The organism is Frigoribacterium sp. NBH87, assembly GCF_014217665.1.
Taxonomy (GTDB): Bacteria; Actinomycetota; Actinomycetes; order Actinomycetales; family Microbacteriaceae; genus Frigoribacterium; species Frigoribacterium endophyticum.
In genome coordinates this window covers 1,836,049-1,848,638 of record NZ_CP043650.1, presented here as the reverse complement: position 1 = coordinate 1,848,638, position 12,590 = coordinate 1,836,049, and the positions used below count along the sequence as shown (strand labels likewise).

Below are 12,590 nucleotides of genomic sequence, written 5' to 3'. Positions count from 1 at the left end.
AGCACCCCGTGCGGGTCCCACCCGCAGTGACGCCCGAGGGCGGTCCGGCTCCGGCCGGGCCGCCCTCGGGCGTTCGTGCGTCCTCGCTCCCGTGGTCCGGTGCTCGGACGGCGGGGTGCGGCGGGTCACCGTCCCCGCGGGCGGGTGGGCGCTGACCCGCCGTGACCGACGCCGACCCGCCGACCCGCGCCTCCTCGGCTCTCCGCGCCCGCCGGAGGCGCGGGGCGCGTGGGTAGGCTGGCCCGATGACCTCCGCCGACCAGCACGGCATCACCGTGCGTGACGCCGTCGTCAGCGACGTGCCGCACATCCAGAGGCTCTGCGAGCCGTTCGTGCAGCGACGCATCCTGCTCGGCAAGGACCTGGTGACGCTCTACGGCGACGTGCAGGAGTTCCAGATCGCGGTCGGCCCCGACGGGGTGCCCGTCGGCTGTGGTGCGCTGCACGTCATGTGGGACGACCTGGCCGAGATCCGGACCCTCGCCCTCGACCCCGCGTGGATCCGCAAGGGAGTCGGCCACCGCCTCCTCGACGGCCTGGAGGAGGCGGCCCGTCGTCTCGAGATCGGTCGCCTGTTCTGCCTGACGTTCGAGGTCGACTTCTTCGAGAAGCACGACTACCTCAACGTCGGCGACGAGGGGCTCGTGCCGCCCGAGGTGTACGCGGAGCTCGTGCGGTCGACCGACGAGGGCGTCGCGGAGTTCCTCGACCTCGCGCGCGTGAAGCCGAACACGCTGGGCAACTCGCGCATGCTGAAGGCGCTGCCGCCGCGGCCGTAGGTCGGCGGCTCGGTGCGGGTGGCTCGCGGGGCTCGTCCGGCTCGACGGGCTCGACGGCCGGCGGCTCGGCGCACGCTCGGCCCATTCTCAGCGCACACGCCGCCGCCCTCCCGGTCACCGCGGTGACCAGCGCTTAACCTCTGCTCATGTCGACGTTCATGGATCCGACCGGGCCGCAGCCGCCCTCGGTGTACTGGCGTCGGCGTGCGATGGTCGCCCTCGGTCTCGTCGTCGTCATCATCGTCATCGTGCTGATCGTCGTGCGACCCGGCTCCGGCGCCGCCGAGCCCGGCGCCGCGACGACGAGCACGCCCCCGGCCATCGCCGAGGAGACGACCGAGGCCTCGGCCCCCGCCACGGGCGCGGCTCCCGCCGCCGACGCGACCGCTCCGGCCACCGACGCGCCCGCCGCGGGCGACGACGCCACCTGTGCCGCGGGCGTGGTCGACCTCGTGCCGATCACCGACGCGGCGACGTACGCGTCGACGCAGCTGCCGCAGATCTCGATGTCGATCACGAACACCGGCTCGGTCGACTGCTCGCTCAACCTCGGGTCGAGCCAGCAGGCCCTCGTGGTCACGAGCGGCCAGGAGCAGTGGTGGTCGTCGAAGGACTGCCAGGTGAACCCGACCGACCAGGTCGTCACCATCCAGGCCGGCCAGACCCTGACCACGCCGGCGATCGCCTGGGACCGCACCCGCTCCACCCCCGACACCTGCGAGGGCACGCGCACCCCGGTTCCTGCGGGAGGCGCGACCTACCGTCTGACCGTCAGCGTCGGAGACATCGTCTCGGCCGACACCGCCCCCATGATCCTGAACTGAGCGCATGACCGATCCTTCTCCCCGTTCCGAGGCCCTCGAGCTGGCGCTGGCGTCGCAGGACGTCGCGGCCGTCGCGTTCGCCCTCCGTCACGACGTGGTCGTGGTGCCGAAGCTGGTGGCGCCCGCGGGCGGTGCTGCTGCGGGTACTGATGCTGCGGGTGCCTCGGGTGCCTCGGGTGCCTCGAGCGCTGACGGTGGCTCGACGGTCGACGGAGCCGAGGGAGGCGCGGACGAGCTCCCCGACGACAGTCCCGTCTTCGGGGCGGCCGAGCAGGTGCGCGTCTTCGGCCGCGAGAACACCGACAAGCGGATCCTGTTGCTCTTCTCGTCGGCCGACGCCTACGCGGCGATGGTGCCGGACGACCCGCACCGCGAGGTGATGCTCTACGACGCCGCCGCGCTGCGGGCCTTCCTCGACGTGCACCTCGACGTGCTCGAGCAGGTCTTCTTCGACATCGCCGGGCCGCACACCATGGCTGCGACCCCCGAGGACCTGCTCAAGGCCCTGCGCTAGCCGCACGCCGTGGCGCGCGCCGTGCCGCACCCTGTCTTCGCACCGGAACCACGCCGCGGCGTGGTTCGCGTGCGAGAACGTGGTGTCTCGCGGGCCGCGCCGGGCCGCGCCGGGCCGCGCCGCGCCGCGCGAAGCGTGCCGCCGCACCCCGTCTTCGCACCGGAACCCTGCCGCGGCGGGGTGCGCGTGCGAGAACGGGGTGTGTGGCGAGGCGCTCCGGGCGGCGCGGGGCGTGCCGCACCACGTTCTCGCCTCGGAACCACGCCGCGGCGTGGTTTGCGTGCGAGAACGTGGTGTCTCGCGGGCAGGACCGGGCCGCGCCGCGCCGCGCCGCGCGAAGCGTGCCGCCGCACCCCGTCTTCGCACCGGCACCCTGCCGCGGCGGGGTTCGTGTGCGAGAACGGGGTGTGTGGCGAGGCGCTCCGGGCGGCGCGGGGCGTGCCGCACCACGTTCTCGCCTCGGCACCACGCCGCGGCGTGGTTCGCGTGCGAGGACGTGGTGTCTCGCGGGCCGGGCCGGGCCGCGCGGCGCCGCGCCGCGCGAAGCGTGCCGCCGCACCCCGTCTTCGCACCGGAACCCTGCCGCGGCGGGGTTCGTGTGCGAGAACGGGGTGTGTGGCGAGGCGCTCCGGGCGGCGCGGGGCGTGCCGCACCACGTTCTCGCCTCGGCACCACGCCGCGGCGTGGTTCGCGTGCGAGGACGTGGTGTCTCGCGGGCCGGGCAGGGCCGGGTCGGGCCGCTCCGGGCGGTGCAACGTGCCGCACCCCGTCTTCGCCGCTGAACCCTGCCGCGGCGGGGTTCGCGTGCGAGAACGGGGTGTCTCGCGGGGCGCGCGAGGCGCGCTAGAACGCGGCGTCGAGCTCGCGCTCGCGCGGCGTCGCCGCAGCGCTGAACGCGCGGCGCAGCGCCTCGCGCAGGTTGCCCGACTCCGAGTCGACGAGGTGCGTGAAGCCGAGCCGCCGGGCCTCCGACGCGCGCTGCTTCGGTGACGACACGGGCCGGATCTCGCCCGCGAGGCTGATCTCGCCGACGGCCGCGAGGGTGTGGGGGAAGCTCGCGTCGCGACTGGCGCTCGCGAGGGCCAGGGCGATGGCGAGGTCGGCGCCGGGCTCGGTGATCTTGATGCCGCCGACGGTCGAGACGTAGACGTCGGCGTCGCCGAGGCGGATGCCCGCGCGCCGTTCGAGCACGGCGAGCAGCATGGCGACCCGGGAGGAGTCGACGCCGTTGACGACGCGGCGGGGCTGCGGGGTGCTGCTGGCGACGATGAGGGCCTGGACCTCCACCGGGAGCGCACGCCGCCCCTCCATCGCGACGGTGATGCAGGTGCCGCTGACGGGTGGGCCTCCGCGTGACATGAAGAGGCCGCTGGGGTCGGCGACCTCGGCGATGCCGTCGCCGGTCATCTCGAAGCAGCCGACCTCGTCGGTCGGGCCGAAGCGGTTCTTGTGGGCGCGGATGAACCGCAGCGCGGTCTGGCGATCGCCCTCGAACTGGCAGACGACGTCGACCAGGTGCTCGAGGAGGCGCGGGCCGGCGATCGTGCCGTCTTTCGTCACGTGCCCCACCAGCAGCACCGGCAGGTTGCGGTCCTTGCTGACGCGGATGAGGGTCGAGGCCACCTCGCGCACCTGAGAGGTGCCGCCCGCGATGCCGTCGATGGACGACGACGAGACCGTCTGCACGGAGTCGACGATGACGAGCTGCGGGTCGACCTGGTCGATCTGGCCGAGGATGACGGAGAGGTCGACCTCGGCGGCGAGGAAGAGGTTGTCGTGCATGGCGCCGGTGCGCTGGGCGCGGAGGCGGACCTGCGCCGCGCTCTCTTCTGCGGTGACGTAGAGCACGCGGGCACCGGTGGCGGCGGCGCGGGAGGCGACCTCGAGCAGCAGGGTCGACTTGCCGACGCCGGGCTCGCCGCTGAGCAGGATGGCCGCGCCGGGGACGATGCCGCCGCCGAGAACGCGGTCGAACTCGTGGATGCCGCTCGGCCAGTACGCGACGCTGTTCGCCTCGACCTGCGTGATGGGGCGGGCGACGCGGTCGCCGCCGACGGTGACCGGGGCCGTGCCGCGGGCGCTGACCAGGGCCGAGGTGACGTCGACGACGGTGCCCCAGCGCTGGCACTCCCCGCAGCGACCGACCCACTTGAGGCTGGTCCAGCCGCACTCTGTGCAGCGGAAGGAGGGGGAGGTGGAGCGGGCCATGCGGTCAGCCTAGGTGGGTCCACCGACAGCGGGGGCGCCTCCTCGGGGCTGCGGGGGAGAAGGCCCTCTCGGCCGACCTGGGGAGGGCGGGAGGCGCGGGTCGAGAGGTCACGACCGGCTCCTCCTCGTCGGCGTGCGAGCCGTTCGCGACCACTCGGCGCTCAGCGGCCGGCGGCGTCCGTCCCGCGCTGGGAGGCGCGGCCGGCACGGCGCTCGGCGGAGCGGGCGACGGCCCCCGCGGCGGCGGCGTCGTGCACGGTGGCGGTGGCGTCGGTGACCGCGCGGTCCGCGGCGATGCGGGCGACGCGGGCGGCGACGGCCGGCTCGAAGGCGGAGGCCCAGACGCGGTAGCCGCGGTCGTTGGGGTGGAAGAGGTCGCCGGCCGAGTTGCGGTAGGTGCGGAAGAAGCCCTGCCTGCGGGTGGTCTCGTAGAGCGGGGCGACGGTGAGGCCGAACTCGTCGGCGACGCGGCGGACGATGCGGTTGGCCTCGACGAGCTTCTTCTCGCGGTCGGGGATCCACATGGCGGGCAGGTCGCCGACGATGGCGTGCGACGGCAGGGCTCCGTAGATCACGCGGATGTTCTTCTCGAACGACTCGGGGTCGAACTGGACGATGTCGTTCGCGCCGATGGCCACGGTGACGACGTCGGGCTCGTACTTCTCGAACTTCGGCAGCTGGTCCTTCCGGCAGAGCCAGGTGGTCGAGCCGCTGACGCTGAGGTTGACGACGCGCAGCGAGGTGTGGCCCTGGCGGCGGATGTACGCCGAGAGGCGACCGACGTAGCTGCGGGCGGGGCTCGAGGCGCCGATGCCCTGCGCGGCGGAGTCGCCCATCGCGACGTAGAGCAGCGCGCCCCCGCGGTCGAACCGGGCGCGCCACCAGGCCGAGTGGACGGGCAGCAGGGCGTTCAGGTCGGCGGCGGCGGCGTTCCGGTGGCGGAGGAAGCTGCGGACGCCGGCTCCGGCGGCTGCGGTGGCGACGAGGGTGACGCCGACGCCCGAGAAGAAGGCGACGGCGGTGTGGCGTGTGGGCATCCCTGGACGCTACGCCGGGCAGTTCGGCGGCTGCTCACGGCGTGCGCGGCGTGGCCATGAACCGTGTTCCGCTCCGTGAACCGCGCTCTGCCGCGGTCCAAGGAACGGAACGCGGTCCTCCCTGGCCCCGGCCGCCTGCAGGAGGCGCGGGTCGGCACCCCCGCCACCCCGATTTCCGACATGGCCGCGGGATGTACTAAACTCTCTCCCGGTACCGTGTCCGAGCGGCCGAAGGATCATGTCTCGAAAACATGTGTGGGGGAGACTCCACCGTGGGTTCAAATCCCACCGGTACCGCCAGAGCAGAAGCCCTGAGAACCTCGCATCGACGAGGGGCTCGGGGCTTTTCTCTTCCCTCTCGGAGGCGACGCGGTGAGGCAGCCGGACGACGGGCAGGTGTCTGACGCAGTCGAGAGGCCGCCCCGTCGCCTACGCGTCGCTCGCCTCGAGGGCCGCGTGCTGCCGCTCGATGCGACGGTTCACCACGATGGTCCGCGCGGCTACGGCGATCGAGGCCACAGCGCTGATCGACATCAGCACGCCGACGCGCTGGCTGTCGCCAGCGATGAGGACGATCGCGCACGCGAGGACGACCGCGGACAAGGCGATCTGGACGGCTGGCCACGTGGTCGTCATGTGACGAGCCTACGAGCTGCACGTCGCCCTCGCCTCGTTCAGCACCAGCAGCGTGAGCAACCGGAGCGACCCCCGCAGCGTCGACGTGACCGGCTGCTACGGGACGGTGACGACGACCTTGCCCCGGACGCTCTCTTTCCCCAGGCGGGCGAGGGCCGCCGCCGTCTCGGTGAAGGGCTCGACCTTCCCGACGACGGGTCGGATGACGCCCGCGTCGACCAGGGCCGCGATCTCGGCCAGCTGACGGCCGTCGGCGCGCATGAAGAGGAACTGGTACGAGACGCCGAGCCTGCGCGCCTGGGCCCTGACCTTGCGGCTCAGGCCCGCGATCGCCAGGCGCAGCACGGGGTTCAGGTCGGCCGTCTTGGCGAACGCGGGGTCGGGCGGCCCCTGGATGCCGATCGCGAGGCCGCCGCGCCCGAGCACTCGGAGCGACTTCGACAGGTTCTCTCCGCCGAGGCTGTCGAGCACGAGGTCGTAGCCGGACAGCTCCTCCTCGAAGTCCTGGGTCCGGTAGTCGAGGACGACGTCGGCCCCGAGCTCGCGGAGGAAGTCGGCGTCGCGCGCCGACGCGGTCGTGGCGACGTGGGCGCCGAGGTGCGCGGCGAGCTGGATCGCGATGGTGCCGACACCGCCGGCCCCGGCGTGGATCAGGACCTTCTGGCCGGGCCGGACGTCGCCGAGCTCGACGAGCGCCTGCCACGCGGTCAGCGCGACGAGGGGCAGCGACGCCGCCTCGACGGTGCTGACGGAGGTCGGAGCGAGGGCGACGTCGGCCTCGTCGACGGCGATGCGCTCGGCGAAGGTGCCGATGCGCGGGTCATGGGGGCGGGCGAAGACCTCGTCACCGGGCGCCAGGGTGCTGACGGCCGCGCCGACCTCGACCACCGTGCCGGCGAGGTCGTGACCGAGGGTCAGCGGCAGCTCGAAGGGGAGGACGAGCTTGAAGTCGCCCTGTCGGATCTTCGCGTCCAGGACGTTCAGCCCCGCCGCGTGGACCTCGATCAGGACGTCGTGGGCGCCCACCGTCGGCTCGGGCACCGTGACCTCGTGCAGCGGTCCCTTGTAGGCGTCGAAGGCGAAGGCTCGCATGGTGGGGGCTCCTGGCTGCTCGGTGGGGGAGACATCGGGGAGGCGCGCGATGAGCGACACCATAACATCCGAGTCGACTCGATTTTGAGCGTACTCAGTCACCGTGTCAAGCAAAGATGGCGTGTTGACCGCGTTCGGCTGTCATCGTGGGGGCAACGACTCGCGGACCTCCACGGCCCGGTCCGTGTCACGTGCTCGCGCCAAGTGTTGACGCCGTGGGCTCCTGTCGCTTCCCGAGGAGTTGTTGCCACTCATCGTCGGTAAGTGGCAACAACTCGCCCTCTGTTGCCGCTTTTGCGCTCCGCGACTCCGAGCACGAGGTGATGCGGCTCGCCGGTACGATTCGACCCGACGGGGCGCCTGCCCCGCCGAGGCGACAGGAGCACCATGACCGACCCCGACGAGTTCGTCGGCTCCGAGGCCGACCGCCGGTTCCGGGAGGAGCTCCGCCGCAGCCTCGAGGCCGCAGACCGCGAGGGCGACGGCGCCTCCGAGCCTGACGAGGCCACCACCGGCCTCAGGCCCGCGAGCGGCAGGGCCGGCAGCACCGGCAGCCCCGCCCGGCCCTCGACCCGCGGCGCAGGCCCCGCCGCCGGCCCCGGCGACGCGACCCCCGCCTCCTCGGCGAAGCCCCCGCGCTCGCGCCTCGACGTCGTCATGGACTGGGCTCCGCTCGGCGTGGGCCTGCTGGCGATCGCCGCGATCGCGGTCATCGCGCTCTACGGCATCTCCGGCGGCGACCTCGGCCCCTGGTGATCCCGGAGCCGCCGCGCGCGGAGCGGGGCGGCGTCAGCGCTCGCCGACCCCCGCTGCGTCGGGCCCGCCGCCGAGCTCGGTGAGCAGCTCCGCCGGCGACACCACGGGCACCCGCCCGCGCGCCCCCTCGACGAGCCGGGGGTCGGCGGTCACGACGGCGTCCGCCTGCAGCACGGCGACCGCGAGGTACTCGGCCAGCCCGGGGTCGTCCCAGCCGAGGTCGCGGGCGAGGGCCCAGGCGCGAGCCCGCGAGACGCGGTCACCGAGGAGGCGCACCGGCAGCTCCGCGAAGCGGTCCAGTCGGCGACGCCCCACCGCGTCGGTCAGGGCACCGGCCCGCACCTCGGCGTAGAGGAGGGCCAGGACCTCCGACTTGAGGGCGACCGGGGCGACCAGCTGGTGGCGCGACTCCACCCGCTCGTCGCGGCGGAGCAGCGCGAGGCAGGTGGGCGCGTCGATCACGAGACGGGTCACGGTCGCGCCTCCCTGGTGTCGGTCGGCTCACGCTAGGGCATCGACCAGCCCTCCCGCAGCACACGACGGACGGCCCCCGCTGTGGGGCGAGGGCCGTCCGTCGAGCAGCCGCGGCCGCGGATCTGGCCAGCAGGGTGACGCGCACCGCGCCTCCCTGGTTGCCTCGAGGTCGGCACGACGAGTGCCCGCGCACACGGAGAGAAGGAACCGCATGTCGACCTGGTTGATCACCGGATGCTCCACGGGGCTCGGACGAGCCTTCGCCGAGGAGGCCCTCGCCCGCGGGCACGACGTCGTCGTCACCGCCCGCGACGCGTCGACCGTGCAGGGCATCGCCGACGCCCACCCCGACCACGCCGTGGCGACCGCCCTCGACGTCACCGACGCCGACCAGGTGGCCGCGGCCGTCGCGCTCGCCGGCGAGCGGTTCGGCGGGGTCGACGTGCTCGTCAACAACGCCGGCTACGGCTACCGCGCGGCCGTCGAGGAGGGCGACGACGCCGACGTCGCCCGCCTGTTCGACACGCACTTCCACGGCTCGGTCCGCACGATCAAGGCCGTCCTGCCCGGCATGCGCGCTCGTCGCAGCGGCACGATCGTGAACTTGTCGTCGATCGGCGCCCGCCGCACCGGGCCCGGCTCGGGCTACTACGGCGCCGTCAAGGCCGCGATCGAGCAGATGACGATGGCGCTCCGCACCGAGCTCGCGCCGCTCGGCGTCACGGCGACCGTCGTCGAGCCCGGCTCGTTCCGCACCGACTTCTCGGGCCGCTCGCTCACCGAGTCGGCGACGGTCATCGACGACTACGCCGAAACCGCCGGCAAGCGCCGCATCGGGGTCGACAGCTCCCACGGCACCCAGCCGGGCGACCCGACGGCCGGTGCGCGCCTGCTGGTCGACGCGGTCGAGTCGGGCGAGGCGCCCTACCTCCTGCTGCTCGGCTCGGACGCCGTCGACGTCGTCACCGGCGCCCTCGACGACCTCCGCTCCGACATCGACGCCTGGGCCGACCGCAGCCGCGCGACCGACTTCGAGACCTCCGGCGTCGGTCGTTGAGACACGCCCACGCAGCGGACCGGGGGAGGCGCGGGTCGCCTTAGAGGAACCCAGTCACCGCGACGGCGATCGCGGCCAGGAGGGCCACGGCCGCGAGCACCCGCGACGAGCCCATGACGAGGCGCCTCCGCGGCCCGCCCGACCACGGTTCGTCGTCGGCGTCGCGCAGCTCGGGCGGCAGCTCGGCCTCACGGCGGCGGCGCTCTCGCTCGAGCCGGGCCGCGTGCTCGGCCCGGGCCTCCCGAGCGGCGCGCTCGGCCTCGTGCTGGCGGGCCGCCTCGACCTCGCGGTCGCGGGCGACCAGCAGCTCGAGCTCGCGGTGCCGCTCGCTCGACCAGACGTCGAGGTCGTCGTCGCGAGGGCTCGCCGGGTCGGTCGGGGCGGCGTCGTCGGTCGGCATGCGGGGCCTCCGTCACGGGGCAGGGCGCCGTCGAGCGGCGGGGACTCCGTCGAGGGTAGCTCGCGCGCCTGGGCCCGCACCGGCACACCGAGGCTCCGTCGCGCGACGGAGGCGACGCCCGCCCGCTCGTCGTAGCGTCGACGGATGGACGACTCGACGAAGCCCGACTCGACGAAGCCCGCCGCGACGAAGCCCGACCCGACCGGCGGAGCCCGCCCCGCCGCCGACGCGAAGGCGAACGACCTCGCCCTCGGCGTCGTCTTCCTCGCCGTCGGCGTCACCCTGCTGTCGACGCTCGACACCCCCTGGGCGAGCCTGCCGCTCGTGGCCGTGGGGCTTTACTACCTGACGAAGGGGCTCCGCGGCATGCGGGTCCGAACGGCCGAGCGCGACGAGGCGCACGGCCGGGCGCCCGCCCAGGCCCCCGACGCCTGAGCAGAGCGCCACTCCGGCACCCCGCCCCGACCCTCGCCCCGCCGCGTCACCCCCGCCTGCTACAGTCCCGCCGACAGCGCCTAGGGTTCCGGGGTCTCACTACCCGTCTGGTCCGAGCGGCGCCACGGCCGGGCGCCATCGCCCGGGCGTCATCTGAACGGACAAAAGCCTGGAGGACCCCACCGGCGCGCCCCGTGCCGGCCCGAAGGGTCCCTCCGTGTCCACCACCGCGCTCCTCCTCGTCCTCGCCGCCGCCGTCTGCCACGCCTCGTGGAACGTCGTCGCCCACGGCGTCAGCCGCATCGGCACGCCCTTCCTCTGGTGGGGCGCGGTCGCCAGCGCCGTCCTGTGGCTGCCGGTCGTGCCGTTCACCGGCGGGTGGGGCGGCAGCCTGGTCGGCCTCGCCGTCGGGGCCACCGCCTCCGGAGTCCTCCACGTCGTCTACATGACGGTGCTGCAGCGCGGCTACGCGGTCGGCAGCCTCTCGACCGTCTACGCCACCGCCCGCGGCACCGGCCCGGCGGTCAGCGCCGCGCTCGCCGTGGCCCTGCTCGGCGAGCGGCTCTCGCCCCTCGCCGTCGTCGGCATCGCCGTCGTCGTGGTCGGGGTCGTCGCCACCGGGCTCGTCGACCGGGCCGGGGCCGCGGCGCGACCCGCGGCCACGGCACCGGGGGAGCCGAGGAGGCGCGGGCTCGACCCCAGCATCGCCTGGGGCCTCCTGACCGGCCTGGCCATCGCCTCCTACACGATCTGGGACGCCCACGCGATCCGCACCTGGCAGCTCTCGCCCGTGTCGTTCATGGTCGGGGTCACCCTTGTCGAGGTCGTCTTCTATTCCGCGACGCTCGGCCGCCGGCGTCGGGAGCTGCTCGCCGTCGTGCGTGCGCACGGGGCGAAGGTGCTGGCGTTCGGGGTGCTGTCGCCGCTGTCGTACATCCTCGTGCTGGTCGCGATCCAGTCGGCCCCGGTCGCCCTCGTCGCGCCGGCGCGCGAGACGAGCGTCGTCATGGTCGCCGTCTTCGGGGCGCTGGTGCTGCGCGAGGGGTCGCTCCGCGGCCGGCTCGTCACGTCGGGCGTGGTGCTCGGCGGCATCGCGCTGCTCGCGCTGTAGCGCGACTCATCGAGGTGCCTCGTTCTGGGCCCTCCGAGCGGGCGAGGGCCCAGGAAGGGACACCTCGAGGGCGCATCCCGAGGAGGCGGCGCCCGCGCCCCCAGCAGCAGCCCCCCGAAGAGGGGGTTGGGCATACAACACGTGAACTCGGGCTGAACAAGGCAGGAGGTAGGTTCCTACGTCGGTCGACCTCGTGTCACCATCGTGACGTCCCGCTCCCACCCCGAAAGGCCGTCATGCCCCTCCGCCGTCCCCGCGCCGCGACTGCCCTGCTCGGCGCCGTGCTGCTCGCCGCCACGCTCTCCGCCTGCTCCAGCCCCGCCTCCTCGTCCACCGGCTCGGACGACGGCGCCGCCGGCGGCTACGCGGTCGACGACAGCACGCTCGTCTTCGGCGTCGTGCCCGACTCGGTCGACACCGAGACCAACTACCAGCCGCTGATGGACTACATCGCCCAGGAGACCGGCAAGACCGTCGAGTACCACGAGTCGACCGACTACGCCGCGCTGATCGAGGCGAGCATCGCCGGCCAGATCGACGTCGCCTCGTTCTCGGGCTTCACCTACGTCACCGCCACGAACAACGGCGCCGAGCTCACCCCGATCTCGTCGATCACCACCGCCGAGGGCCAGGAGCCCGGCTACTACTCGCAGGCCATCGTGCCGAAGGGCAGCGACATCGCGAGCATCGCCGACATGGCGGGCAAGAAGATCTGCTTCGTCGACCCCTCGTCGACCTCGGGCTACCTCTTCCCCAGCTACGCCCTGCTGCAGGCCGGCATCGACCCGGAGAAGGACATCACGCCGGTGTTCGCCGGCAAGCACGACGTCAGCGTGCAGAAGACCGGCGAGGGCACCGAGTGCGACGCCGGCTTCGCGGAGGACAGCGAGGTCGCCAAGAGCGACGCCGTCGAGGTCATCGACCAGCAGATGGTGCCCGGCGCCCCGATCGTCGAGTCGAACTCGCTGCCCGACGACGTCAAGGCGCAGCTGAAGGACATCCTGTCGAACGTCACCGCCGACGACATGGTCGCCGCGGGCATCGACAGTGCCGACAGCGAGGGCTTCCGCAGCGTGTTCTACGAGACGACCCCGGTCGACGACGCGTACTACGACGAGATCCGCGACATCTGCGAGAAGACGAACGCCACGCAGTGCCAGGCCTGACGGCCTCCGCCTGAGGGAGGCGCGGTGACGGTCGCCACCGCCACCGCGCCTCCCGCAGGCGCCCCCCTCCCGCACCCCGCGCCTCCCGCACCCGCCCGCCC

At 73.7% G+C, this 12,590-nt stretch carries 14 protein-coding genes and 1 tRNA gene; 9 read left to right on the top strand and 6 right to left on the bottom strand.

Features of this window, described 5'->3' with window-relative positions; genetic code table 11:
• Positions 1–245 precede the first annotated feature (245 nt).
• The 3 genes from F1C15_RS08585 to F1C15_RS08575 all read left to right on the top strand — a co-directional run bounded on the left by F1C15_RS08585 (position 246) and on the right by F1C15_RS08575 (position 2,117).
• A complete protein-coding gene (locus tag F1C15_RS08585; RefSeq protein WP_056057910.1) occupies positions 246–779 on the top strand; it encodes an amino-acid N-acetyltransferase in 534 nt (177 codons plus the stop codon).
• 146 nt (positions 780–925) lie between these two features.
• Entirely contained in the window at positions 926–1,603 is a 678-nt protein-coding gene (locus F1C15_RS08580) for a hypothetical protein (RefSeq protein ID WP_185230637.1), read from the top strand.
• A 4-nt stretch (positions 1,604–1,607) separates the two neighbouring features.
• Entirely contained in the window at positions 1,608–2,117 is a 510-nt protein-coding gene (locus F1C15_RS08575) for a dehydrogenase (protein ID WP_185230636.1), read from the top strand.
• Between the two features lie 843 nt (positions 2,118–2,960).
• Here F1C15_RS08575 and radA read toward each other — a convergent pair.
• Both radA and F1C15_RS08565 read right to left on the bottom strand, forming a co-directional pair.
• Positions 2,961–4,325: a DNA repair protein RadA gene (gene radA, locus F1C15_RS08570; protein ID WP_185230635.1), complete on the bottom strand. Its 1,365-nt coding sequence runs from the start codon at positions 4,323–4,325 to the stop codon at positions 2,961–2,963.
• Between the two features lie 161 nt (positions 4,326–4,486).
• Positions 4,487–5,362 (bottom strand): SGNH/GDSL hydrolase family protein, encoded by an 876-nt coding sequence (locus tag F1C15_RS08565; protein ID WP_185230633.1) that lies wholly within the window; start codon positions 5,360–5,362, stop codon positions 4,487–4,489.
• A 210-nt stretch (positions 5,363–5,572) separates the two neighbouring features.
• Between F1C15_RS08565 and F1C15_RS08560 the strand changes: the two genes are divergently transcribed.
• Positions 5,573–5,662: transfer RNA gene (locus tag F1C15_RS08560), tRNA-Ser, on the top strand.
• A 129-nt stretch (positions 5,663–5,791) separates the two neighbouring features.
• Here the strand turns inward: F1C15_RS08560 and F1C15_RS08555 are convergent.
• Both F1C15_RS08555 and F1C15_RS08550 read right to left on the bottom strand, forming a co-directional pair.
• Positions 5,792–5,998 carry a hypothetical protein gene (locus tag F1C15_RS08555; protein WP_185230631.1) on the bottom strand — a complete coding sequence of 69 codons (207 nt, stop codon included), beginning with the start codon at positions 5,996–5,998 and terminating at the stop codon, positions 5,792–5,794.
• Positions 5,999–6,094: 96 nt separating this feature from the next.
• Positions 6,095–7,090, bottom strand: a complete 996-nt coding sequence (locus tag F1C15_RS08550; RefSeq protein WP_185230629.1) for an NADP-dependent oxidoreductase — start codon at positions 7,088–7,090, stop codon at positions 6,095–6,097.
• Between the two features lie 387 nt (positions 7,091–7,477).
• Between F1C15_RS08550 and F1C15_RS08545 the strand changes: the two genes are divergently transcribed.
• Complete coding sequence (locus tag F1C15_RS08545; protein WP_185230627.1) at positions 7,478–7,846, top strand: hypothetical protein; 369 nt, start codon at positions 7,478–7,480, stop codon at positions 7,844–7,846.
• A 33-nt stretch (positions 7,847–7,879) separates the two neighbouring features.
• On the opposite strand, the gene F1C15_RS08540 is transcribed toward F1C15_RS08545, so the two are convergent.
• Complete coding sequence (locus tag F1C15_RS08540) at positions 7,880–8,320, bottom strand: type II toxin-antitoxin system VapC family toxin (RefSeq protein ID WP_185230626.1); 441 nt, start codon at positions 8,318–8,320, stop codon at positions 7,880–7,882.
• 211 nt (positions 8,321–8,531) lie between these two features.
• Between F1C15_RS08540 and F1C15_RS08535 the strand changes: the two genes are divergently transcribed.
• The gene (locus F1C15_RS08535) at positions 8,532–9,377 is read left to right on the top strand and encodes an oxidoreductase (RefSeq protein ID WP_185230625.1); all 846 of its coding nucleotides are present in this window, start codon (positions 8,532–8,534) and stop codon (positions 9,375–9,377) included.
• Between the two features lie 40 nt (positions 9,378–9,417).
• On the opposite strand, the gene F1C15_RS08530 is transcribed toward F1C15_RS08535, so the two are convergent.
• Entirely contained in the window at positions 9,418–9,777 is a 360-nt protein-coding gene (locus F1C15_RS08530; protein ID WP_185230624.1) for a hypothetical protein, read from the bottom strand.
• A gap of 144 nt (positions 9,778–9,921) precedes the next feature.
• On the opposite strand from F1C15_RS08530, the gene F1C15_RS08525 reads away from it, so the two are divergent.
• From F1C15_RS08525 to F1C15_RS08515, 3 genes are all read left to right on the top strand, one after another.
• The gene (locus F1C15_RS08525; protein ID WP_185230623.1) at positions 9,922–10,212 is read left to right on the top strand and encodes a hypothetical protein; all 291 of its coding nucleotides are present in this window, start codon (positions 9,922–9,924) and stop codon (positions 10,210–10,212) included.
• Positions 10,213–10,429: 217 nt separating this feature from the next.
• On the top strand, positions 10,430–11,323 hold the full coding sequence (locus F1C15_RS08520) for an EamA family transporter (RefSeq protein ID WP_185230622.1): 894 nt from the start codon (positions 10,430–10,432) through the stop codon (positions 11,321–11,323).
• A 236-nt stretch (positions 11,324–11,559) separates the two neighbouring features.
• The gene (locus F1C15_RS08515) at positions 11,560–12,489 is read left to right on the top strand and encodes a phosphate/phosphite/phosphonate ABC transporter substrate-binding protein (RefSeq protein ID WP_185230621.1); all 930 of its coding nucleotides are present in this window, start codon (positions 11,560–11,562) and stop codon (positions 12,487–12,489) included.
• Positions 12,490–12,590 lie beyond the last annotated feature (101 nt).